Consider the following 20,256-nt stretch of genomic DNA (forward strand, 5'->3'; position numbering starts at 1 on the left):
CCCCGATGACCACCATCGCCACCGCCGCGTCCGGCAGCGGCTCCGCGGGCGGCGACGCCCTGTCCCGGGACGCCCTCGCGGTGCTGCAACCGGGGTTCGACGGCACCACCGCGCCCGACTGGGTGCGCCGCCGCATCGGCGAGGGCCTCGCCTCCGTCGCCCTGTTCGGCCGCAACGTCGTCAGCGAGGAGCAGGTGACCGCGCTGACCGGCCAGTTGCGCGCCGAACGCGACGACCTGCTGGTCGCCATCGACGAGGAGAGCGGCGACGTCACCCGCCTCGACGTGCGCACCGGCTCCTCCTTCCCCGGCAACCACGCCCTCGGCGCCGTCGACGACCCCGATCTCACCCGGGCCGTCTCCCGCGAGCTGGGCCGGCGCCTGGCGGCCTGCGGCGTCACCTTCGACTGGGCGCCCTCCGCCGACGTCAACGCCAACCCCGACAACCCCGTCATCGGCGTCCGCTCCTTCGGCGCGAGCCCCGATCTGGTGGCCCGGCACACGGCCGCGTGGGTCGAGGGCCTGCAGTCCACCGGCGTCGCCGCCTGCACCAAGCACTTCCCCGGCCACGGCGACACCAACGTCGACTCCCACCACGCCGTACCCCGCATCGACGTCGACGCCGACACGCTGTACGCACGCGAACTGCCCCCGTTCCGCGCGGCCATCGCCGCCGGCACCCGGGCGATCATGAGCGCGCACATCCTCGTGCCGGCGCTCGACCCGGACCGCCCGGGCACCCTGTCCCGGCGCGTCCTCACCGACCTGCTGCGCGGCGAACTCGGCTACCAGGGCCTGATCGTCACCGACGGCATGGAGATGCGCGCCATCTCCGGCACCTACGGCCTGGAGCACGGTGTGGTCCTCGCCATCGCGGCCGGCGCCGACGCCATCTGCGTGGGCGGCGGACTGTGCGACGAGGGCACCGTGCTGGGGCTCCGGGACGCCCTCGTGGCCGCCGTACGCTCCGGTGAACTGCCCGAGGAGCGGCTCGCCGACGCGGCGGCCCGCGTCCGTGACCTGGCCGCCTGGACCGTCGCCGCCCGCGGCGACGCGGCGGCGACCCCGGCCGACCCCGAGATCGGCCTGGTCGCGGCGCGCCGCGCGCTGACCGTGACCCGGGCCGGCGCCGCCGCACCGGTCACCGGAGCGGTGTACGTCGCCCAGTTCAACCCCACGCCGAACATCGCCGTCGGCGACCGGACCCCCTGGGGCGTCGCCGACGAACTGGAGCGGCGGCTGCCCGGCAGCGCCTCCGGTTCCTTCACCGGCGAGGACGCCGGTGCTTCCGTCCTCGCCGCGGCCGAGGGCCGCCGGATCGTCGCCGTGGTCCGCGACGAGCACCGGCACGACTGGATGCGCTCCGCGCTCGACACCCTGCTCGCCGCCCGGCCCGACACCGTCGTGGTCGAGATGGGCCTGCCCCAGGCCCCGCCGCGCGGCGCCCTGCACATCGCCACCTACGGCGCCGCCCGGGTCTGCGGTGTGGCGGCGGCCGAAGCGGTCGTCGCGGGCTGACCCACGGGCTCACCGGCCGCCCGCCGCAGCGGGCGGCCTACTCGCTCTTGCTCTTTTCCCGGATCTCCACCGCACTTCGTGTTCAAGTTCCAGAGGAATCGCATGCAGACGCCCCACCCCTTCCTCCACCGCGCGGCGACGGGCCGCCCCTACTTCAGCGCCGACGGTGAGACCTACCTCGCCCCGACCCCCCTGCGCGACCTCGAGAAGACCCAGCCGCTGCGCGTGCTGTCCGAACAGGACCTCGCCTTCTGGCAGACGTACGGCTACGTCGTCGTGCGCGAGGCCATCACCCCCGGCGAGGCCAAGCAACTCCTCGACTTCGCGTGGGAGTTCCAGGGGCTCGACCCCGACCGCCCCGACACCTGGTACGAGGAGCCGCGGTTCCGCAGCGAACTCGACCGGCACCTCTACATCTACGGCTTCGTCGAGGCCTACCACCACCAGCTCCTGTGGGACAGCCGGCAGAACCAGCGCGTGTACGACGCCTTCGCCGACATCTGGGACAGCCCGGAGCTGTGGGTCACCCTGGACCGCCTCAACCTCAACCCGCCGAACATCCGCACCCGTTCGCGCTCCCTCATCGAAGCCACCGACGAGGGCTTCGACATCGAGCTGCACTGGGACGTCGACACCACCCTCGCCGTCCTCCCGCAGCGCGTGCAGGGCATCATCGCGCTCACCGACACCCGCCCCGAACTCGGCGGCTTCCAGTGCGCGCCCGAACTCTTCCGCCGCTTCGAGGAGTGGCGCGTCACCCAGCCGCCCGGCCGCGACCCGGTCCGCCCCCACACCGACCGCGCCGAGTTCCCGGTGGTCCGCCCCGACCTCCAGGCCGGCGACCTGCTGATCTTCAACGGGCTGCTCGCCCACGGCGTGGCGCCCAACCTCTCCGACAACGGTGTCCGGGCCGTCCAGTACCTGTCGATGATGCCCGCGCTGGAGGAGCACGCCACCCTGCGGGACTCCCGCGTGGACTCCTGGCGCACCCTCGCCACCCCCGACTGGAACGCCACCCTGCTCGGTGACGCCCGCGAGCCCGAAGCCCTCCGCTACGGCCCCGCCGAACTGAACGGCCTGGGGCGCAAGCTGCTCGGCCTCGACTCGTGGGCCACCGCGGCAGGTGCCCGGTGAACCGCGTCTGCCTCACCCTGCCCACCAACCGGGCCTGCTCCGCGACCATCACCGCCCTGCACGCCGAAGCGGCGTACGCCGCCCGGCACCACGGCGCCGACGTCCGGCTGCTGATCCTGGACTCCGCCGACGACCGCACCCGCGGCGAGCACACCCGCACGGTCGCCGCCCTGCCCCCGCACCAGGGCGTGACCGTCCACCACCTCGACGAGGAGGCCCAGCGCGACTTCCTGCGCCGGGTCGTCCGCAAGGCGGGCCTGCCCGAGCCGGACCGCATGCTGCGCCTCATGCTCCCGCCCGCCGTCTCCTACGGCGCCTGCACCAACCGCGCCTTCCTGCTGGCCGCCGCCCTCGGCTGCGACTCGGTGCACCGCCGCGACTCCGACAGCACGTACCAACTCCACGCGGGGCAGCCGGTGTTCCCCGTTCACCACGAGCTGCCCTGGCTCGGCCGCCCCGCCGCCGAGGCCGCGGCCGCCGTCACCCGCACCGACCTCGCACCGGCACTGGCCCACCGCCCGGTCTCGCTGGCCGGAGCCTCCTTCATCGGCGAACTCTCCGTTGACGTCGCGGAGATACGGCGCCTGGACGAGGCGGTCTACCACGACGTGGTCGGCCTCTGGGCGCCCGGCGACTGGCCGGAGGACCGCAGGCGCGCGCTGGTCGAGGAGTCCTTCACCGGCGCGGGCACGGCCCCCTTCACCGGCGACCACTCCACCCTCACCCTGGTGGACCCGATGCGCGTCGACATGTGCAACGTCGCGTTCGACCGCGCGGTGTACGAGCGCGTCCCCCTCCCGCCCGCCACCGACACCATCGGCAGCGACTACTTCCTCCTCCACCTCGTCCACGACGCGGGCCTGCCCGGCATCCTCCACAACCGCCACATCGAGAACTTCCACACCCCCGAACGCCGCACGGACGCCGGCTTCCCGGCCTACCAGCGCCGCTTCGTGAAGTTCCTGCTGTCGATGCTGTACTTCCACGCCGTCTACGACCGGATGGCGGCCGAGGGCCCGGGCCTGCTGGACGAGCGGCAGCGGGTCCGGCCCGACCGGATCGTGGAGTTCCTGCGCGAAAGCACGGCTGTGGACCGAGCCGAGAACATCTGGCGCCTGGACCGGGTGGACACGGCGTACCGCAAACTGGGCGGCCGGTACGCGACCTTCGCTGACCAGCTCTGCGAGGAGCGCGAAGGGTTACTCGGCCAGGCCGAACAGGACATCGAGGACTTCGCCCACCTGATCGTCTCCTGGCCCGCCCTGATAGAGGCGGCCCGGTCATGAGCGCCCCGCAGGGGCGCGGGGCCCCGTCCGGCATGCGGCTGCCGCCGCGTGGGCGCGACCAGCCACGACGGAGCGGCAGCCGCACGACGGACCGCCTCCTCTACGACCTCACCGGCATAGAGCATCAGTACGACACCCTGGTGAGCGAGCTGCCCGGAACCCGCATCCGCTTCGCACTCAAGGCATGCCCGGTGGACGAGGTCCTGCGCTGCCTGACCGCCAGAGGCGCCGGCTTCGACGCGGCCGGCCCCGCCGAGATCGAGCAGGCCCTGCGCGCCGGTGCGCACCCCGACCGCATCCACTACGGCAACACCATCAAGTCGGACCAGGACATCGCCGAGGCCCACCGCCTGGGTGTCCGCACGTTCGCCACCGACAGCGTCCAGGACGTCACGGCCATAGCCGCGCACGCCCCCGGCGCCCGCGTGTTCTGCCGACTCTCCACCAGCGGGGACGGCGCCCTGTGGGGTCTGAACCGCAAGTTCGGGTGCGCTCCGGACGACGCCGTCCGCGTCCTGGACACGGCCCGCGCCGCCGGCCTCGTCCCGGCCGGCCTGTCCGTGCACGTCGGCTCCCAGCAGATGACCGGCGAGGCCTGGCAGCAGGCCCTGGACACCCTCGCCGTGACCCTGACGGCACTGGCCGGGCGAGGGATCGCCCCCGACCACGTGAACCTCGGCGGCGGGCTGCCGGCGCTCGGCTACCTCGACCGGCGCGGCAACCCCCTCGACCCGCCGCTGGACAAGATCTTCACCGTGCTCCGCGAGGGCATGGAACGCCTGACCGCGCTGGCCGCCGCCCCGCTCCGCTTCGTGCTGGAGCCGGGGCGTCACCTGGTCGCCGATCACGGTGTGGTCCACGCCCGCGTCGTCCGGCTGACCGAGCGGACGCAGCCGGACGGCGCGCGGACCCGCTGGCTGTACCTGAGCGTCGGCAAGTACAACGGCCTGTACGAGATGGACCAGGTCACCCACCCGCTGGTCTTCCCCGGGCGGGAGACGCAGGAGCACGTCCCCGCGATCGTCGCCGGACCCACCTGCGACAGCGACGACGCCTACGGCGCCGGCCGGTACCCGGTGCCCGTGCCCCGGTCCGCCGGCTCCGGCGACCCGGTCCTGATCCTCTCCGCCGGCGCCTACGCCAGCAGCTACATGACCCAGGGGTTCAACGGCATCCGCCCGCTGCGGGCCGAATGCACCCGCGGCCAGGAAGGACACCACTGAGATGACGGGCCTCGTACGGGGCATCACCGAGGCCGACTGGCCGCAGGTCGCCGCCCTGGAGGCCGGGGCGTACGCGGACACCCCGCTCACCGAGGGGGAGGCCGGCCTGCGGTCCCGGGCCCCGGCGGGCACCAGCTTCGTCCTGGAACTCGACGGGCGGATCGCGGGCTACGTCCTCGCCCTGCCGTACCCGCGGTTCCACTGCCCCGACCCGGCCCGCCCGGAGCGGGTCGCCCACCACACCACCAACCTCCACCTGCACGACCTGGTCGTCAGCGCGCCCGTGCGGCGCCGGGGCCTGGGCACCCGCCTGGTCCGGCACCTCACCGACGCGGCCCGCGCCCGGGGCTTCGCCACCATCTCGCTGGTCGCGATCGCCGGCCGGGAGCCCTTCTGGCGGGCCAACGGCTACCGCCCCCACCACGAGGCGCGGGTGCCGGCCGGCTACGGCGGCGGCGCGGTGTACATGTCGGCCCAGGTGGCCGCCCTGCGGAAGGCGGGCTGATGAGCACACCCACCGCCCCCTCCTTCCGGCGCGCCAAGTGGTCGATCGCCGCGCTGTTCTGCTTCCTCGGCTTCCAGTACGGCACCTGGGTGTCCCGGCTGCCCGCGCTGAAGACCCGGCTGGACCTGGGCGCAGGCGAGGTGGGGCTGCTGCTGATGGCCTGCGGGGCCGGAGCGGCCGCCTCCTTCCCGCTGGTCGCCGTCCTGATGCGGCGGCTCGGCTCCCGCCTGCTGTCCCTGGCCTCCGCCGCCGCCCTGATCGCCGTCCTGGCCGCCCTGTCCACCGTGCCGGACTACCCGCTCGCGCTGCTGGCCGTGTGCGCCGACGGCGTCGCCGTCGGCTGCCTCAACGTGGCCATGAACGCGCAGGGCGCCGCGCTGGAGAGCGCCCACGGCCGTACGGCCATGTCCCAGTTGCATGCCACCTTCAGCGGCGGGCTGCTCGCCGCCGCCCTGCTCACCTCCGGCGCGACCACCCTGACCGCGTCCGTTCCGGCGCACTTCGCCGTGGCCGGTGCGCTGCTGCTGCTCCTGCTCGGCGGCGCCCGGCCGGGCCTGCTGACCCACCGGGAGCCGGACCCCGCGGCCCAGGACGGGCCGAAGCGCCGCGGCCGCCGCGGCCTGCCCTCCGGCACGACCCTCCTCATGGGCTGCGCCATGGCCTTCGGCACGATCACCGAGGGCGCGATGAACGACTGGTCGACGCTCTACATGAAGGACGTCGTGCGGGCGTCGGCGGGCGTCGCCCCGCTCGGCATCGCGGTCGTCTCCGTGATGATGCTGCTGGCCCGCGCCCGCGCGGACCGCTGGCGCACCCGCTGGGGCGACGGACGTGTGGTGCGGGCCGGCAGCGCGGTGGCCGCCGTGGGCCTCGCCCTCGCGCTGCTCGCCGGGGGAGTGGTGCCCACGCTGCTCGGCTTCGCCTGCGTCGGCCTCGGTGCGGCGGCCGTCACCCCGTGCGTGTACGTGGCGGCGGCCGGCCACGGCGCGGACGCGCTGGCGCTGGTCGCCGCGATGGGCACCACGGGCCTGCTGGCCGGCCCCGCCCTGATCGGTTTCGTCGCCGGCGCGGCGAACCTGACCGCGGGCATGGCCACGGTGGCGGCCTGCGCCCTGATCGTCACGGCGACCGCCTTCCGCATCCCGTGGCGGGCCCGCACGCCGGAACCGGTCGGCTGACGCCCGACTGCCCGGGCGTGACCCGACCGGCTCCCGCCGAACCGCCCCTCCGCTACGCCCTGCGGCGGCGTCCCGGCGCGCGTGACGCGGAGTTCTCCTCCCAGGCGGTGGGCACCTGGGCGGAGTCCAGCAGGTGCTCGCCGTAGAGGTCCTGCAGCCAGTTGCCCTGGTAGATGGTGTCGAGGTAGCGCTCCCCGAGGTCGGGGGCTATCGCCACCGCCGTGAGGTCACGGGTGCCGTGCCGGGCCAGCCAGTCCGTCGCGGCGCTCACCACAGTGCCCGTGGAACCGCCGAACAGGAAGCCCCGCCGGGCCAGGCGGTGGCAGGTGCGGATGGTGTCCGCCTCCTCCACCCGGACCACCTCGTCCACGTACCTCTCGTCGAGCAGCGGGGGGCGCATGCTCATGCCCAGGCCGGGGATCATCCGGCGGCCGGGGGTGCCGCCGAAGGCCACCGAGCCCACGCTGTCCACGGCGACGATCCGCACCGGCCGGTGCCACGTGCGGAAGTAGCGGGCGCAGCCCATCAGCGTCCCGGCGGTGCCCGTCCCGACGAACAGCACGTCCAGGCGCGGGAAGTGGACGGCGATCTCCGGTGCCGTCGTGCGGAAGTGCGCCCGCCAGTTGCCCGCGTTGGTGTACTGGCTGAGCCACACGTAGCGGTCGTCGGACGCGCACAGCGAGCGGACGTACTCCAGCCGCGTGCCCAGGAAGCCGCCGCCCCCGTCTAGGTCGGTCACCACGTGCACGTGGCTGCCGAGGGCTTCCATCAGCAGTTTCGTCGACAGGTTGCACCGGGGGTCCGTCACGCACAGGAACCGGTAGCCCTTGCTGGCGGCGATCATGCTGAGGGCGACGCCCAGGTTTCCGGACGAGGACTCCACGAGGATGGAATCCGGCGTCAGGGATCCTTCCCGCTCGGCGCTCTCCACCATCTCCTTCGCGGCCTTCAACTTGATGGAGCCGGCGAAGTTGAAGCCCTCGCACTTGAGGTAGAGGCGGTGTCCGAAAATCGACTCTAGGTCGACGAAGAGACTTCCTTCGTTGAATGCGTGGGGAGCGGAGATGACGGGCACGGCAGGCCTCCTGGTCCCAGGGCTGAGGGCAACGGCCTCAGCCGTACCGGCGCAGATCGTGGAAGAAGTCGTCGATGAGGCGGAGTTCTCCCGCCCTGGCCACTTGCTCGTAGACGTACTTGCCGACGGCCAGGTCGAGCACGCCCAGGCCGAAGGGCGAGAAGATCACCGGCTGGTCGCCGGGCGGGGCGGCCCGTCCTTGCAGCACGTCGTAGAGGGTCCCGTTGAGGAAGTCGCGGTTGCCGGTGCGCTGCTCGACCAGGTGCGGGGAGGTGTCCGCCTTCAGGCAGTGCTCCACGTCGTCCACGAAGTTGGCCGAGGCGAGCAGGACCTCGGGCGCGAGGTCGCGCAGCGACACGTGCAGCACCAGGGGGTTGTGGGCGAACCAGCCGGGGGCCGTGACATGGGGCCGGCCGGCGATGGTGGCGAAGACCACGAGGTCGCTGGAGCGGACGAGGTCCTCGGCGCTGTCGTGGACGGTGACCTGACCCGTGGCGCCCGCCTGGCGCAGGTAGCCGCGGAAGCCGGCGGTGCTGTCGGGGGACACGTCGTGCACGCCGACGGCGTCGAAGGTCCAGCCGGAACCGGCCAGGAACGTGTGGATGTACCGGGCGATCAGACCGGTGCCGAAGAACCCGACGCGGCGGGGGCGGCTCCGGGTGCGGCTGAGCCAGTCGGCCGCCAGCGCGGCGGAGGCCGCGGTCCGGGTGGCGCTGATGACGGAACTCTCCAGGCACGCGAACGGGTAGCCGGTGTCGTGGTCGTTGAGGATGAGCACCGCGGAGGCCCGGGGCAGCCCGGTGCGCACGTTGTCGGGGAAGCTGGAGATCCACTTCAGGCCGTCCACCCGCGTGGAGCCGCCGATGGAGGCGGGCAGCGCGATGATCCGCGCCGTCGGGCGGTCGGGGAAGCGCAGGAAGTACGAGGGCGGGTTGACCGAGTCCCCGGCTCCGTGCAGCCGGTAGGTGGCCTCCACCAGGTCCACCAGTTCCTTCTCGCGCCCGCCGAGGGCCTGTTTCACCTGCTTGCCGGAGATCACCGCGAAGGAGGGCGCCGGCCCCCCGTGGGGCGTGTCCGCCTCGGTGGCGGTCGACAGCATGTCGGTCATCGACGGCTCGCCTCCCCCGTCGGGCAGGAGTCGGCCAGGCGTCGCGGCTCGGCCATGCCCACCAGCACCTGCCGGTCGCCCGTGTACGCCTCCCGGCTGTGCGCGGAGCCGATGTTGTCCACGAGCATCAGGTCGCCGGCCTGCCAGGGTTCGCGCCGGGTGTGCTCCTCGTAGGTGGCGTTCAGCAGCTGGACGACGTCCTCGCCGATCGGGCTGCCGTCGCCGTACCGGGTGTTGAACGGCAGGCCGTCGGCGCCGTACTCGTCCACCAGGTACTCGCGCACCTCCGGTGCCAGCGTCCATTCGTTGAGGAACGCGATCTGGTTGAACCAGCACCGCCTGCCGGTGACCGGGTGCCGCACGACCGCGCAGCGGCGCTGCTCGGTGCGCAGGGACCCGTCCGGCTGCCAGTGGAAGTCGATGGCGTTGGCCCGGCAGTAGCGCTCGATCGCGGCACGGTCGTCGGTGCCGAAGGACTCCGCCAGGGACGCCCCGATCTCCTCGTTGTAGCTGCGGGTCAGCAGCCAGCCCTCCCGCTCGAACCGCTCGGTCAGCTCGGCGGGCAGGGCCTGAAGGACCCGCCCGGCGTCGGCGACCCCGGTCGCCCCGCCCTGTCCGGGCGCGGTCAGGCACGCGAACAGCAGCAGGCCGGGCACCTCCAGCGGGTAACTCAGCTCGTGGTGCATGCACATCGGCTGGTTGGCCGGCCACGGAGTGGAGGAGTACAGGCCGTGGCCGTGGTCCTGCCGGGGGGCGAAGGCCTCCCGCTCCGGCATGAGCGTCCCGGCCAGCCGTGCGAAGACGGCACCGACCTGCTCCGCGTCGCGCAGGCCCAGCCCGCGCACGAGCAGCGCCCCGTGCTCGGTGACCTGTGCCCGCAGCGCCTCGCGGTGTTCGGCCGCCCAGCTCGCGGCGTCGGCGGGCCGGTCCACGCGCAGCAACGGTGGCCGGTCCGGCCGCAGCTCCACGTCGAGCGGTGCTGCCAGGGATGAGGACGGCATCTCGGTTTCCTTTCGGTCGCCCGTCGTGTGGACGTACGGGTCAGGTGGAGGCCAGGGGGACGGCCGCGCTCAGCACCGCGTGCGCGGCCTCGGCGGGCCGGGTGCGCAGGAAGTAGTGGCCCCCGTCGGCCAGTTCGTGCAGGTCCACGTGGTCGGCCAGCAGCAGCCAGTCGCGGTGGTGACCGGCGTGGCCGGCCGTGTGCGGGTCGTCGGCGGCGACCACCACCGTGACCGGCGCGGCCAGCTTCACCGGCGGCGGGGCCTTCAGGACCGCCTGGAAGTAGCGGTGGGCGGACACGCAGTCGTGCCGGTAGGCGGCACCTATGTGCTCGGCGTGCCGCGCGTTCAGTTCGGCCAGTTCGGTGTAGCCGCCGTCCGCGGTCAGCCGCGCCGCGATCTCCGCGTCGCTCAGGCCCGTCAGCTCGGCGACGGCGGCACCGCGCTCCTCGGCCGTGCCGAGCAGTTGCGCCCCGAGGAACACCCGGGTGACCCGCACCCCGCGCTCCTGGAGCGTCCTCGCCGTCTCCAGGGCCGGTGCGGCGCCCGAGGAGTGGCCCCACAGCATGACCCGGGTCAGGCCGCGCGCCGTGATCTCGTCGGCCACCCGCGCGGCGACGTCCGCGATCGACGCGAACGGCTCCCGGTGCGCCGCCAGGTCGTGGCCGGGCAGGTCCACCGCGAGGACCGCCGTGCCGCTGCCCGCCAGCGCCGCCGCCATCGGCCGGTAGTTCACCGCGTTGCCGCCCGCGTACGGGAAGCAGACCAGTGCGCACTGAGGGGAGCCGTCCGCCTCCGACAGCGGCTGGAGCAGCTCCGGGCGCTGCCGGGCGGCACCGTCGAGGAGGGCGGCCAGGTCGGCGAGCACCGGGTGCCGGGTGATGTCCCGCAGGGAGACCGCGCGGTCGAGCGCGATGCTGAGCTTGACGGCCGACAGGGAGGTGCCGCCCGAGTCGAAGAAGTTGTCCGTCCGGCCGATCCGGTGCTCGGGCACGCCCAGCAGTTCGGCCCAGGCCGCCGCCAGCCGCCGCTCGCCGGGGCTGAGCGCCTCCCGGTCCCCGCCGGCCGCCGCCTCGGGGCCGGGGCCGGTCCGCGCGGCCTCGGCGGTCAGGGCCTTGCGGTCGATCTTGCCGTTGGCGGTCAGCGGCAGGCTCTCCCGCCAGTGGAAGGCCGCCGGGACCATGTAGGCGGGCAGTGCCGCCGCGAGCGCCTCGCGCAGCACGTCCGGCTCGTGACGCCGGCCGGAGTGGAAGGCGATCAGCTGCGTGTTCCCGCCGCCCCGCTCGACGACGACCACCGCACCGTCGCGCACCCCGTCCACCCGCAGCAGGGTGTTCTCGATCTCGCCGATCTCGATCCGGAAGCCGCGGATCTTGACCTGGCTATCCCGGCGGCCGAGGAACTCCAGCTTGCCGCCGGGGTGCCAGCGCCCCCAGTCACCGCCCAGGTACAGCCGCTCCCCGGGCCGGTACGGGTCCGTCCGGTAGGCCTCCCGGGTCCGCTCCGGATCGTTGACGTAACCCCGGCCCACACAGACCCCGGAGAACGCGATCAGCCCGGGAGCGCCCAGCGGCACCAGCGCCAGCTGCTCGTCCACGACGTACACGCGCACGTTGTTGACCGCGCGCCCCAGCAGCACGCGGTCGGGGACGCCGTCCAGGACCTCGTGGTTGGTGTCGTCCGAGGTCTCCGTCAGCCCGTAGGCGTTGAGCAGCCTGATGCCCGGCTGGAGCGCGAACCAGCGCTGCACCAGCTCCCGTTTCAGCGCCTCACCGGTCACCGACACCCACCGCAGGTCCGGCAGCTCCCGCGGGCGCTGTTCCAGGTACGAGACCACGACCTCCAGGTAGGAGGGCACGAGCTGGGTCACGGCGACCCGGCCCCGCACCAGCGTGTCCACGAACCGCTCCACGTCCACGACCACGTCCTGGCCGATCAGCAGGGTCCGCCCGCCGACCAGCAGCGCGGACACCAGCTGCCACAGGGAGATGTCGAAGCACTGCGGGGCGGTCTGCGCCACCACGGAGCCCTCGCCGATCCCCAGGTCGTCGATCTTGGCGTACAGGTGGTTGAGCAGACCGGCGTGCTCGCACATCGCGCCCTTCGGCTCGCCGGTGGAGCCGGAGGTGAAGAAGAGGTAGGCCAGCTGACCGGGGTCGACCCGCACCCCGAGGTCGTCGTCGGCGTGCGGTTCCGCGTACGCCGTTTCGACCAGCAGCTTCTCCGCCTCCGGCACGGTGGCCAGCGCCTCGTCGAGGGTCCCGGTGCTGCCGGACTCGGTGAGGACCAGCCGGCACCCCGCCCGCGACAGCGTCGCCGCGATACGGCCGGCCGGGAAGTGCGGCTCGATCGGCAGGTACGCCCCGCCCGCCTTGAACACCGCGAGCGTCGCCGCCAGCCAGTCGAGGTTCCGCTCGGTGACGACCGCGACCACGTCCTCCCGGCCCACCCCGCGCGCCACCAGCGCCCGCGCCAGCCGGTTGGCCCGCGCGTTCAGCTCCCCGTACGTCCACTCCCGCTCGCCGTGCACCGCGGCCACCGTCCGCGGATGCGCCCGCACCCGCTGCTCGAACAGCTCGTGCGCGCGGGCGTCCGGCAGCGGCCGGTGCGGCCCCGCCAGCCCTTCCAGCTGCTCGCGCACCTCCGCGGCCGACAGCAGGCTCTGCTGGGTGTGGTCGGCGTCCGGATCGGCCGCCAGCAGCCGCAGCGCCTTCAGGTGGTAGCCGCCGATGCGGTCCGCGCCCTCCGCGTCCAGCACGTCCGTGCGGTGGCGCAGGCGCAGCTTCAGCCGGCCGCCCAGGTCGCACCAGCGCACCTGGAGCACACCGTCGTCGTGGTGGTCGTCCTCGGCGTCCATGGGGCCGAACACCACCTCGTACGACGGCTCGGTCACCCCCAGTTCCCGCCGCAGTTCCGGCACCGGGAACTCCCGGTGCGCCAGCACCTCCGCCTCGGCGCGCTCGGCGGCCGACACCAGGGCCCGCCAGGACCCCGACGGCACGGTCAGCCGGAGCGGCAGCGGCTCGCCGCGCACTCCGGCGGCGTACCCCGTGACCACCTCGCGCTCGCCGGACAGCGCGGCCAGCACCTTCGCGTGCGCCGCCAGCAGCAGCGCGCTCAGCGGCAGGCCCGACCGGCGCACCAGTGCGCGCACCGAGGTCACCACGTCGTCCGGGACCGGCGTCTCCTGCTCCGCCGCTCCCGGGGCCGGCTCCCGGACCCACCGCGGCACGGCGGTGCTGCCGCCCGCGGTCAGCACAAGGCTCCAGAACTCCCGGTCCGCTTCCACCGCTTCCACGCGCGTTCCCATCGAAATGTCCTTCCTCATCCCGTGACGGACGCGGGGGCGTCGGTCGCTTCCAGGGCCCGGACCGTGCCGCCGGGCCGGTGGCCGGCCCCGGGCATGTCCACGGCCGGGTTGCCGCCCCACCGCGCGTGCGGGGGGACTTCCTCGCCTTTCATGAGGAAGGAGTCGGGTGCCAGCACCGCGCCGTCGCCCATGGTCACGCCGTAGTGCACGTGGGCGCCGACGCCGAGCGTGCAGCCCGCGCCGAGCGTGGTGCCGTCGGACTTGAACGTGCCGTCCTCCTGGGAGTGGCACTGGATCTTGCTGCCGGCGTTGAGGGTGCACTCATCGCCGACGGTGGCCAGGGTCCGTTCGGTCATGTAACAGCCGTCGTCGAACACCCGGCGGCCGATGCGCACGCCCAGCAGTCGCCAGACCAGGGCCTTGAAAGGAGTCCCGTTGAAGATGTTGAGGTAATGGCTCGGCATTTTCCACACGCGCTCGTGCCACCAGAAAATCGGGTGGTAGATGGAGCACAACTGGGGAGTGAGTGCGCGGAACCTCGTCAGGCAGCGCTCCACCAGGATGTAGTAGCCGGTGGAGAACGCGAGCGTCATGGCCAGGTACAGGGCGATGACCACGTGCCCGACCACGCCGTACAGGTCCACGGAGAGAAGCCCGAACAGGGTGAGCGCGAAGACGAGGAACCAGCGCATGCACAGCATCAGGGCCATCGAGCGCAGGTTGTAGCGGTTCTTCGCGCTGAGGTGGCGGTGCAGTTCGTCGCCTTCCCGCAGATGGTCGAACCGGGCGTCCCGGTCCACCGAGCGGGGAATCTCGAAACACGGCGAACCGAGCAGTCCCACGCCTTCCCGTACCTCGCCGTCGAGGGGAATCATCACCTTGGTGGCGAGAAGGCAGTTCTCACCCGTCCTGCCGCCCACGGGATAGGCGATGTTGTTGCCCAGGAAACTGCGCGGACCGATCTCCACCCGGGACACCCGGAAGGACGTGCTGGAATAGTCGGCGTTGACGACGGAGAGGCCGTCGGCGATCATCGTCCCGCTGCCGACCGTGACCATGAAAGGCGTCTCGTGCTGCATCTCGGTGCCGAAATTCGAGCCGGTCTGCTCCACCCGTGACAGGTCGTAGCCGAGCCCGCGCAGATAATGCACGATGTACGAGCTGTCACCGAAGAGCCAGGCGAAGAACTTGATGTTCGTCATGCGTGCCGCCGCCCGGTGCAGGGTGTAGTGGAACCCGTAGAGCGGATACACCCGGTCGGGTTTGACGAACAGGCCCAGCAGACGGGGAACGGTGTACAGGACCACCAGGCCCAGCACCAGGAAGCCGCAGAACAGGGCCAGCGAGATGCCGAGCGCGTCCGGGATCAGTTCCGGCCGGGTCAGCACCGCCGTCTGCGGATCGAGCCGCTTGCCGATCGCCGGGACCTCGGTGAACAGCATGTAAACCCCGCCGAGGGTCAGCGGCAGGTACAGGAAGAGCGTCTGCAGCAGCGTGACGGCACCGAACCAGGCCCGGCGCGCGGTCCCGCACCTGGCCGGCGGGACCCGCAGGTAGTCGACCTGGGCGGGTTCCGCCGGGGAGCCGTGCCAGCGCTCGCCGTCCGGCACCGCCTGGCCGCTGTGCAGCGCGGAGGAATGGCCCAGCTGGGCGCCGTCGCCCAGCGAGGTGTCGATGTCCAGGACGGTCTTCTCACCGATGTACACGTCCCGGCCCAGCGTGACCCGGCCGGTCTGGATCCGGCCCGCGTGAGCCCGGTAGCAGAGGAAGAACGTGTCCTTGCGGATCACCGTGCCGGCGCCCACCGTCAGCAGGTCGGTGCAGACCGGGACCGTGCGGGAGAGGATCGTGACGCCCTTGCCGATCCGCGCGCCCAGCGCCCGCAGATACAGCACGTACAGCGGGGTTCCGACGAAGAACACCATCGGATTCGCGTGCAGCAGTACCTTCACCAGCCAGAAACGCAGATACGCCGCTCCCCAGACGGGGAACTCATCCGGTTTCCAGCGGCCGACGAGCAGCCATTTCGCGATGACCGGAAAGGTGCACAGGGCGAGGAAACCGATACCGCCGAACAGCAGCGACCGCACATATATGCCGACGAAGCCGGAACCGGCGGCGATCCATTCGTACCCCCGGGCGGTGACGAATCCCCAGACGAGTGAATATATGAGGAAGACCAGCAGCTGGGCCGTCCCGCACAGAAAGTGGTGGACGGGATTCACACGCGTCACCGGGGCGGGGGAGACCGCCGGCTCCGGCACCGGCGCCGGCGCGGCCGTGCCGGCGGGAGTCACCTGGACGAGGGCCGCTGTCAGGCTCCGTATCGTGGGATGCCGGTAGATGTCCCGCATGGACGGTGAGGGAAGATCCGGGTTCTTCCTCAGCCGCGCGCAGAACTGCGCCATCACCAGGGAATTCGCCCCGAGGTCGTTGAAGAAGTTACTTTCGGCGGGAACGTGGTCGCAGCCGGTGACCTCGGCCAGGATTTCCGCGAGTTTCCGCTCGGTCCACTCCGTGTCCGACCCTATGTCGCCCAGGGAGACGGCAGGTTCGTCGGGCCGGGATATGGGGACCTCGGAGGACTGCTCCACCATTACATCTCCTGAGGGCGTTCGGATCGCCATTGGCCGGCCGGACGGTCCCTGATCAGGAACCATCGGTTTCAGTCTGGCGAGGCGCACAGCAGGCTGCCACTTCGCATCGCCCCGATTCGCCGCCCCGGGAAGCGCGGATGGCTCCGTATTCCTTTGGTTTCCGTGCGGAGCCCTCCCCCTCAGGCCTCACCCGAACGGCCGCGCCCCGGATCACCCACCTGTCCCAAGGAGCACCGCCGAGGGCATGACCCGGCGCCGGACATGCCGCGGCCCTGGCCGAGGTGCCCCGCACACCGTGCCCCAGGGCATTCAGGCACGGCGGGTGTCACCTTCCCGGAACTCCCTCACCCTGGGCGGCGGAGCCGCCGATGCCCAGGGCCCACGCATCGTCGGTGCTCTCGCCGGACGTGTCGGGCCCGGCGCGCGCCCCAGGACGTGCGGGCCGACAAGCCGCCGTCGCCGCTTCAGGAGGACGGCGACCGCATCGAGACGCGCATCCGCCCGGTGACCGGGGAACGGAGCCGGCGGTGCGCCTGAGGGAACACCGGCCGGACATCGCGTACTCGGTGCCGGCGAGCCGCGCCCGGCCCGCCTGGCGGCCCACACCGTGCGTGCGCGCGGTCATCCGGCCGGGCGGCTGACCCCGTCCTGCCCCGTTTGCGGCCGGTGGGGGTGGGGACCCGGCCGACCATGAGCACAAGGTCACGCTACCCCCGGACAGGGCGCAACCGCCTTCTGCGGCTGCTGGACCGCCTGGAGCGGGAACCCAGGGCCGACGCGGTGATCGACAGAATCCGCAAGGGGGTGCAGGCCCTGCCGCTCGGCGACGGGCGCGACCTCCTGCACGGCAGGTGGCTGGGGCACCCGGTGCATCCGCTGATGGTGCAGGTGCCGATCGGCAGCTGGCTGTCGGCGGCGGTACTGGACGTGTACCCCGGCCGCTCCCGCGAGGCGGGACTCCTGGTCGGCGTCGGCCTGGCCTCCGCCGCGCCCGCGGCCCTGGCGGGCTGGGTCGACTGGGCGGAGCTGCACCCCCAGCAGCAGCGTGTCGGACTGGCGCACGCCCTCGCGAACTCGGCCGCCGTCGGTCTGTACGCCGCCTCGCTCGGCTGCCGCGTCAAGGGACGCGGCGCGGCAGGCCGGGCCTACGGCTACCTGGGCCTGACGGCGGTCGCGCTCGGCGGCATGCTGGGCGGCCACCTGGCCTACCGCCAGGCGTCCGGCGCCAACCACGCCGAAGAGGTCCCGCACGTCGTCACCGAGGGCTGGCACCGGATCGGGGCCGTGGCCGAGTTCCCGGCCGACCAGCCTGTGCGGCGCAGCGTGGACGACGTCCCGGTCCTGGTCGTCCGGGAGTCCGGCGGGACGATCCACGCCCTGGCCGAGCGGTGCAGCCACCTCGCCGGGCCGCTCTCCGAGGGCACGGTCAGCGACGGCTGCGTCCAGTGCCCCTGGCACGGAAGCGTCTTCCGGCTCTCGGACGGCTGGAACGTCCGCGGCCCGGCCACCGCACCTCAGCCGGCCTTCGACACCCGCATCACCGACGGCCACGTCGAGATACGCCTGCGTCGGCAGGACCGGGACGGGCAGCCTTACGACGCGGCCGATGCGGGACGGCGACGCACGGGAACGGGAGCCCATGGGTCCGACAGTTGACGGCCGTCCCGCGGGACGTCTGCACGGGCTGCTGCGGCGGACCCGAAGGCGGTACGCGGCAGGGCACGACCGCCCGCTGGGCGGCTACCTGGCTGCCATGGCGGGCTTCGCCACGTACACGACGGCCTGGGCCACCGCCGTACGGCTGCGCGGCCGGCCGCTGCCCGACCGGCCCGAGCCGTGGGACGTGGTCCTGACCTCGGTCGCCACGTTCCGGCTCAGCCGACTGCTGACCAAGGCATCGGTCACCAGCCCGCTGCGCGCCCCCTTCACCCGGTACGTCGCCCCGCAGGGCCCCGCCGAACTGCACGAGGAGGCGCGGCCCGAGAAAGGCAGGCACACCGTGGGAGAGCTGGCCACCTGCCCCTTCTGCATGAGTGTCTGGGTCGCCTCCACCCTCACCGCCGGCCAGCTCCTCTGGCCGCGCGCGACCCGCACCGCCATGGGCGCGCTCACGGCCCTGGCCGGTGCGGACACCCTGCAACTGGCGTACGGCGCGCTGGTCGGGAAGACGACCGCCGCTGAATGACCCGCCGGCGAGGGAGCGGAGGGGACCGGCCGCGCGGGTGAGGGCGGTCGTCGCGGGTACCCGCCGGGGCATGCTCAAGCGCGCACTGTGGCAGGGACTGCTCGCCGGCGCCGCCGGAGGGGTCGTGATGACCCTCGGTGAGAAGGCCGAGCAGGCCGTCACCGGCCGGTTCGGCTCCCACGTGCCCGCCCGGGTGCTCCAGCGGCTGACCGGCCTGCCCGAACGTCCCGGAAGACAGCCGCTGCCGGTCAACTGGGCCATGCACTACGGCCAGGCCGCCCTCCTCGGGGTGCTGCGCTCGGTGATGGCCCAGACCGGACTGCGCGGACCCCTCGCCTCCGCCGAGTTCGCCGTCGTCCGCCTCACCAACGACCAGATCCTCGAGAACGCGACCGGCGTCGGCGCCCCACCCGGCACCTGGCCCCGCCGGGAACTCGCCGTGGACCTTCTCCACAAGGCCGTGTACGCCTTCACCACCGGTGCCGTCGCCGACGCACTCGCCGCCCGCGGTGGACCCGGCCCCGGACAGCGCCATGCCGCCGCCCGCCCCGGCCGCCACGCCCACATCGGCCCCCTGCCCCGCGGACAGGCCTTCGGAGCGGACAGGCGAAGGTGAGCACGCCGGCCGGCACCCCTCAGGGCGTGGTGCTCTGGGCGAGGATCAGGTCGGTGACCGCGGGCAGGCCGCCTTCGGCAAGGGCGGCGCGCTGCCGGTCCGCACCGGTGCCGTCCTGCAGAAGCCGGTGCACCAGGGCCGTCACCTGCCGGTTGTCGCCGGACGCGTCGAGCGCGGGGGCGACGTAGCGCAGCAGCTCGTACAGCATCTCGCCGGCCCGGCGCTGCCGGCCGCCCGGATCGACCAGGGTGCTGCTCAGCCCGTGACGGGCCGCGTGCCACATGCTCGCCTGGAGCAGCTCCTGGTCGCAGTCGAGCGCCGGAGCGCCGGCGGCGGTCTCCGCGAGCACCGTCTCCACCAGGGCCCGGACGAGACCCGCGAGCATCACCGCGTCGTCCGCGCGCAACTGCACGTCGAGGCACCGCACCTCGACGGTGGGGTACCGGGCCGAGAGCCGGGCCTGCCAGTACAGCTGGCCGGTGTCCGAGATCAGACCGCTGTCCAGGAGCTGCCGCACACGCCGGTCGTGGTCGGCGATGTCGGCGAAGTGCGGGGGCATGCCGCTGACCGGCCAGCGGCTGAAGATCACGGTGCGCCAGCTGGCGAAGCCGGTGTCGTGGCCGTCCCACAGCGGGGAGTTCGCGGACAGGGCGGTGAGGGCCGGCAGCCACACCCGGATGCGGTTCAGGATCTGCACACCGGTGTCCCGGCCGGGTACGCCGACGTGCACGTGCATGCCGTTGACCAGCTGCTCCGCCACGAGCTGGGGCGCCTGGACGAGCATGGCCCGGTACCGGGCCTGGTCGGTGACGGCCACGGGGCGGCCGTGGCGCAGCGGCGGTGTGGCGCAGGCCGCGACCCGGCAGCCGTGCTCCTCGGCGGCCGCCCCGACCGCGTGCCGCAGCCGGAGCAGATGCCCGCCGACCTCCTCCAGCGTGCCGCACACCGGGGTGGCCACCTCCACCTGCGCCTGCAGCAGCTCGCAGTGCACCTCCTGGTCGGCCACGAGATGCCCCAGACCGGCCGCGGCCCGCACCTTGTCCGCCACGGGTACCGGTAGCCCCGTGACCGGGTCGAGCAGCAGGTACTCCTCTTCGACACCGATCGTCGTCATCGATCGCCTTCTGTTCCGCCCGGCTGTGACACCGGACTGGCTCCCGATGCGCCTGGCCGGTGCATCGCACGGCGAGGACCCGTGGCGAGGGCCGCTCGCCGTGGCCGAGTGACCGCACCCGCTCCCCGCTAAACCACCGTCCGCCGCCGACGGGCCCGCCGCCGTGCCGCGCCCCTCGACCGGTCCCGTGCCCCGCGGATCCGCCGGCCGGCGGGCCCGCCGGGGCCACGGCCATCGCCGCGAGGTTGACGTGACCGGCGCCGAGGGTGGTGAGGCCCATCTGGGTGTCCAGCAGGTCGCGCAGGCACTGCTTGTCCGGCTCGAACGTGAGCACGTCGGGCAGCTCCGGGGCCAGGACCTCCCGGGCTTCGCCCCCGGTGTGCAGGTGCTCCAGCTCCATGAAGGAGCAG

Annotated in this window: 15 protein-coding genes; 9 read left to right on the forward strand and 6 right to left on the reverse strand. The window is 73.2% G+C overall.

The features are described from left to right. Window positions 1-5 precede the first annotated feature (5 nt). The 6 genes from ACZ5DC_RS01180 to ACZ5DC_RS01205 all read left to right on the forward strand — a co-directional run bounded on the left by ACZ5DC_RS01180 (window position 6) and on the right by ACZ5DC_RS01205 (window position 6,843). Complete coding sequence (locus ACZ5DC_RS01180) at window positions 6-1,517, forward strand: glycoside hydrolase family 3 protein (protein WP_468648147.1); 1,512 nt, start codon at window positions 6-8, stop codon at window positions 1,515-1,517. A 102-nt stretch (window positions 1,518-1,619) separates the two neighbouring features. Beyond that, the gene (locus tag ACZ5DC_RS01185; protein WP_468648149.1) at window positions 1,620-2,651 is read left to right on the forward strand and encodes a phytanoyl-CoA dioxygenase family protein; all 1,032 of its coding nucleotides are present in this window, start codon (window positions 1,620-1,622) and stop codon (window positions 2,649-2,651) included. Further along, the gene (locus ACZ5DC_RS01190) at window positions 2,648-3,937 is read left to right on the forward strand and encodes a DUF6271 family protein (protein ID WP_468648151.1); all 1,290 of its coding nucleotides are present in this window, start codon (window positions 2,648-2,650) and stop codon (window positions 3,935-3,937) included. Before ACZ5DC_RS01185 ends, ACZ5DC_RS01190 begins: the two co-directional genes overlap by 4 nt. 32 nt (window positions 3,938-3,969) lie before the next feature. Next, window positions 3,970-5,160 carry a type III PLP-dependent enzyme gene (locus ACZ5DC_RS01195; protein WP_468649885.1) on the forward strand — a complete coding sequence of 397 codons (1,191 nt, stop codon included), beginning with the start codon at window positions 3,970-3,972 and terminating at the stop codon, window positions 5,158-5,160. 1 nt (window position 5,161) lies between these two features. Continuing rightward, entirely contained in the window at window positions 5,162-5,665 is a 504-nt protein-coding gene (locus tag ACZ5DC_RS01200) for a GNAT family N-acetyltransferase (protein WP_468648153.1), read from the forward strand. Beyond that, window positions 5,665-6,843 carry an MFS transporter gene (locus ACZ5DC_RS01205; RefSeq protein ID WP_468648155.1) on the forward strand — a complete coding sequence of 393 codons (1,179 nt, stop codon included), beginning with the start codon at window positions 5,665-5,667 and terminating at the stop codon, window positions 6,841-6,843. The genes ACZ5DC_RS01200 and ACZ5DC_RS01205 overlap by 1 nt, the downstream gene beginning before the upstream one ends. A 52-nt stretch (window positions 6,844-6,895) precedes the next feature. Here ACZ5DC_RS01205 and sbnA read toward each other — a convergent pair whose 3' ends face one another. From sbnA to ACZ5DC_RS01230, 5 genes are read right to left on the reverse strand one after another with little or no spacing between them, the layout of a single operon-like run. Further along, a complete protein-coding gene (sbnA, locus tag ACZ5DC_RS01210) occupies window positions 6,896-7,918 on the reverse strand; it encodes a 2,3-diaminopropionate biosynthesis protein SbnA (protein ID WP_468648157.1) in 1,023 nt (340 codons plus the stop codon). Between the two features lie 37 nt (window positions 7,919-7,955). Further along, entirely contained in the window at window positions 7,956-9,026 is a 1,071-nt protein-coding gene (gene sbnB / locus ACZ5DC_RS01215) for a 2,3-diaminopropionate biosynthesis protein SbnB (RefSeq protein WP_468648159.1), read from the reverse strand. Continuing rightward, entirely contained in the window at window positions 9,023-10,027 is a 1,005-nt protein-coding gene (locus ACZ5DC_RS01220; protein ID WP_468648161.1) for a TauD/TfdA family dioxygenase, read from the reverse strand. The genes sbnB and ACZ5DC_RS01220 overlap by 4 nt, the downstream gene beginning before the upstream one ends. Before the next feature lie 40 nt (window positions 10,028-10,067). After that, window positions 10,068-13,334 carry a non-ribosomal peptide synthetase gene (locus ACZ5DC_RS01225; protein ID WP_468648163.1) on the reverse strand — a complete coding sequence of 1,089 codons (3,267 nt, stop codon included), beginning with the start codon at window positions 13,332-13,334 and terminating at the stop codon, window positions 10,068-10,070. A 14-nt stretch (window positions 13,335-13,348) separates the two neighbouring features. Further along, a complete protein-coding gene (locus ACZ5DC_RS01230; RefSeq protein ID WP_468648165.1) occupies window positions 13,349-15,931 on the reverse strand; it encodes a Pls/PosA family non-ribosomal peptide synthetase in 2,583 nt (860 codons plus the stop codon). Between the two features lie 690 nt (window positions 15,932-16,621). On the opposite strand from ACZ5DC_RS01230, the gene ACZ5DC_RS01235 reads away from it, so the two are divergent. From ACZ5DC_RS01235 to ACZ5DC_RS01245, 3 genes are all read left to right on the forward strand, one after another. Further along, window positions 16,622-17,587, forward strand: a complete 966-nt coding sequence (locus tag ACZ5DC_RS01235; protein WP_468648167.1) for a Rieske (2Fe-2S) protein — start codon at window positions 16,622-16,624, stop codon at window positions 17,585-17,587. Next, entirely contained in the window at window positions 17,571-18,116 is a 546-nt protein-coding gene (locus tag ACZ5DC_RS01240) for a DUF1360 domain-containing protein (protein WP_468648169.1), read from the forward strand. The genes ACZ5DC_RS01235 and ACZ5DC_RS01240 overlap by 17 nt, the downstream gene beginning before the upstream one ends. 70 nt (window positions 18,117-18,186) lie before the next feature. After that, entirely contained in the window at window positions 18,187-18,732 is a 546-nt protein-coding gene (locus tag ACZ5DC_RS01245; RefSeq protein ID WP_468648171.1) for a hypothetical protein, read from the forward strand. Between the two features lie 19 nt (window positions 18,733-18,751). Here ACZ5DC_RS01245 and ACZ5DC_RS01250 read toward each other — a convergent pair whose 3' ends face one another. After that, window positions 18,752-19,846, reverse strand: a complete 1,095-nt coding sequence (locus tag ACZ5DC_RS01250; RefSeq protein WP_468648173.1) for a carboxylate-amine ligase — start codon at window positions 19,844-19,846, stop codon at window positions 18,752-18,754. Window positions 19,847-20,256 lie beyond the last annotated feature (410 nt).

Source organism: Streptomyces sp. NPDC031445, from assembly GCF_055581365.1.

Coding starts and splice junctions, on each gene's coding strand:
- ACZ5DC_RS01180 (WP_468648147.1), top strand. CDS start 6: ATGACCACCATCGCCACCGCCGCGTCCGGCAGCGGCTCCGCGGGCGGC.
- ACZ5DC_RS01185 (WP_468648149.1), top strand. CDS start 1,620: ATGCAGACGCCCCACCCCTTCCTCCACCGCGCGGCGACGGGCCGCCCC.
- ACZ5DC_RS01195 (WP_468649885.1), top strand. CDS start 3,970: ATGCGGCTGCCGCCGCGTGGGCGCGACCAGCCACGACGGAGCGGCAGC.
- ACZ5DC_RS01200 (WP_468648153.1), top strand. CDS start 5,162: ATGACGGGCCTCGTACGGGGCATCACCGAGGCCGACTGGCCGCAGGTC.
- ACZ5DC_RS01205 (WP_468648155.1), top strand. CDS start 5,665: ATGAGCACACCCACCGCCCCCTCCTTCCGGCGCGCCAAGTGGTCGATC.
- sbnB (WP_468648159.1), bottom strand. CDS start 9,026: ATGACCGACATGCTGTCGACCGCCACCGAGGCGGACACGCCCCACGGG.
- ACZ5DC_RS01220 (WP_468648161.1), bottom strand. CDS start 10,027: ATGCCGTCCTCATCCCTGGCAGCACCGCTCGACGTGGAGCTGCGGCCG.
- ACZ5DC_RS01225 (WP_468648163.1), bottom strand. CDS start 13,334: ATGGGAACGCGCGTGGAAGCGGTGGAAGCGGACCGGGAGTTCTGGAGC.
- ACZ5DC_RS01230 (WP_468648165.1), bottom strand. CDS start 15,931: ATGGTGGAGCAGTCCTCCGAGGTCCCCATATCCCGGCCCGACGAACCT.
- ACZ5DC_RS01235 (WP_468648167.1), top strand. CDS start 16,622: ATGAGCACAAGGTCACGCTACCCCCGGACAGGGCGCAACCGCCTTCTG.
- ACZ5DC_RS01240 (WP_468648169.1), top strand. CDS start 17,571: ATGGGTCCGACAGTTGACGGCCGTCCCGCGGGACGTCTGCACGGGCTG.
- ACZ5DC_RS01245 (WP_468648171.1), top strand. CDS start 18,187: ATGCTCAAGCGCGCACTGTGGCAGGGACTGCTCGCCGGCGCCGCCGGA.
- ACZ5DC_RS01250 (WP_468648173.1), bottom strand. CDS start 19,846: ATGACGACGATCGGTGTCGAAGAGGAGTACCTGCTGCTCGACCCGGTC.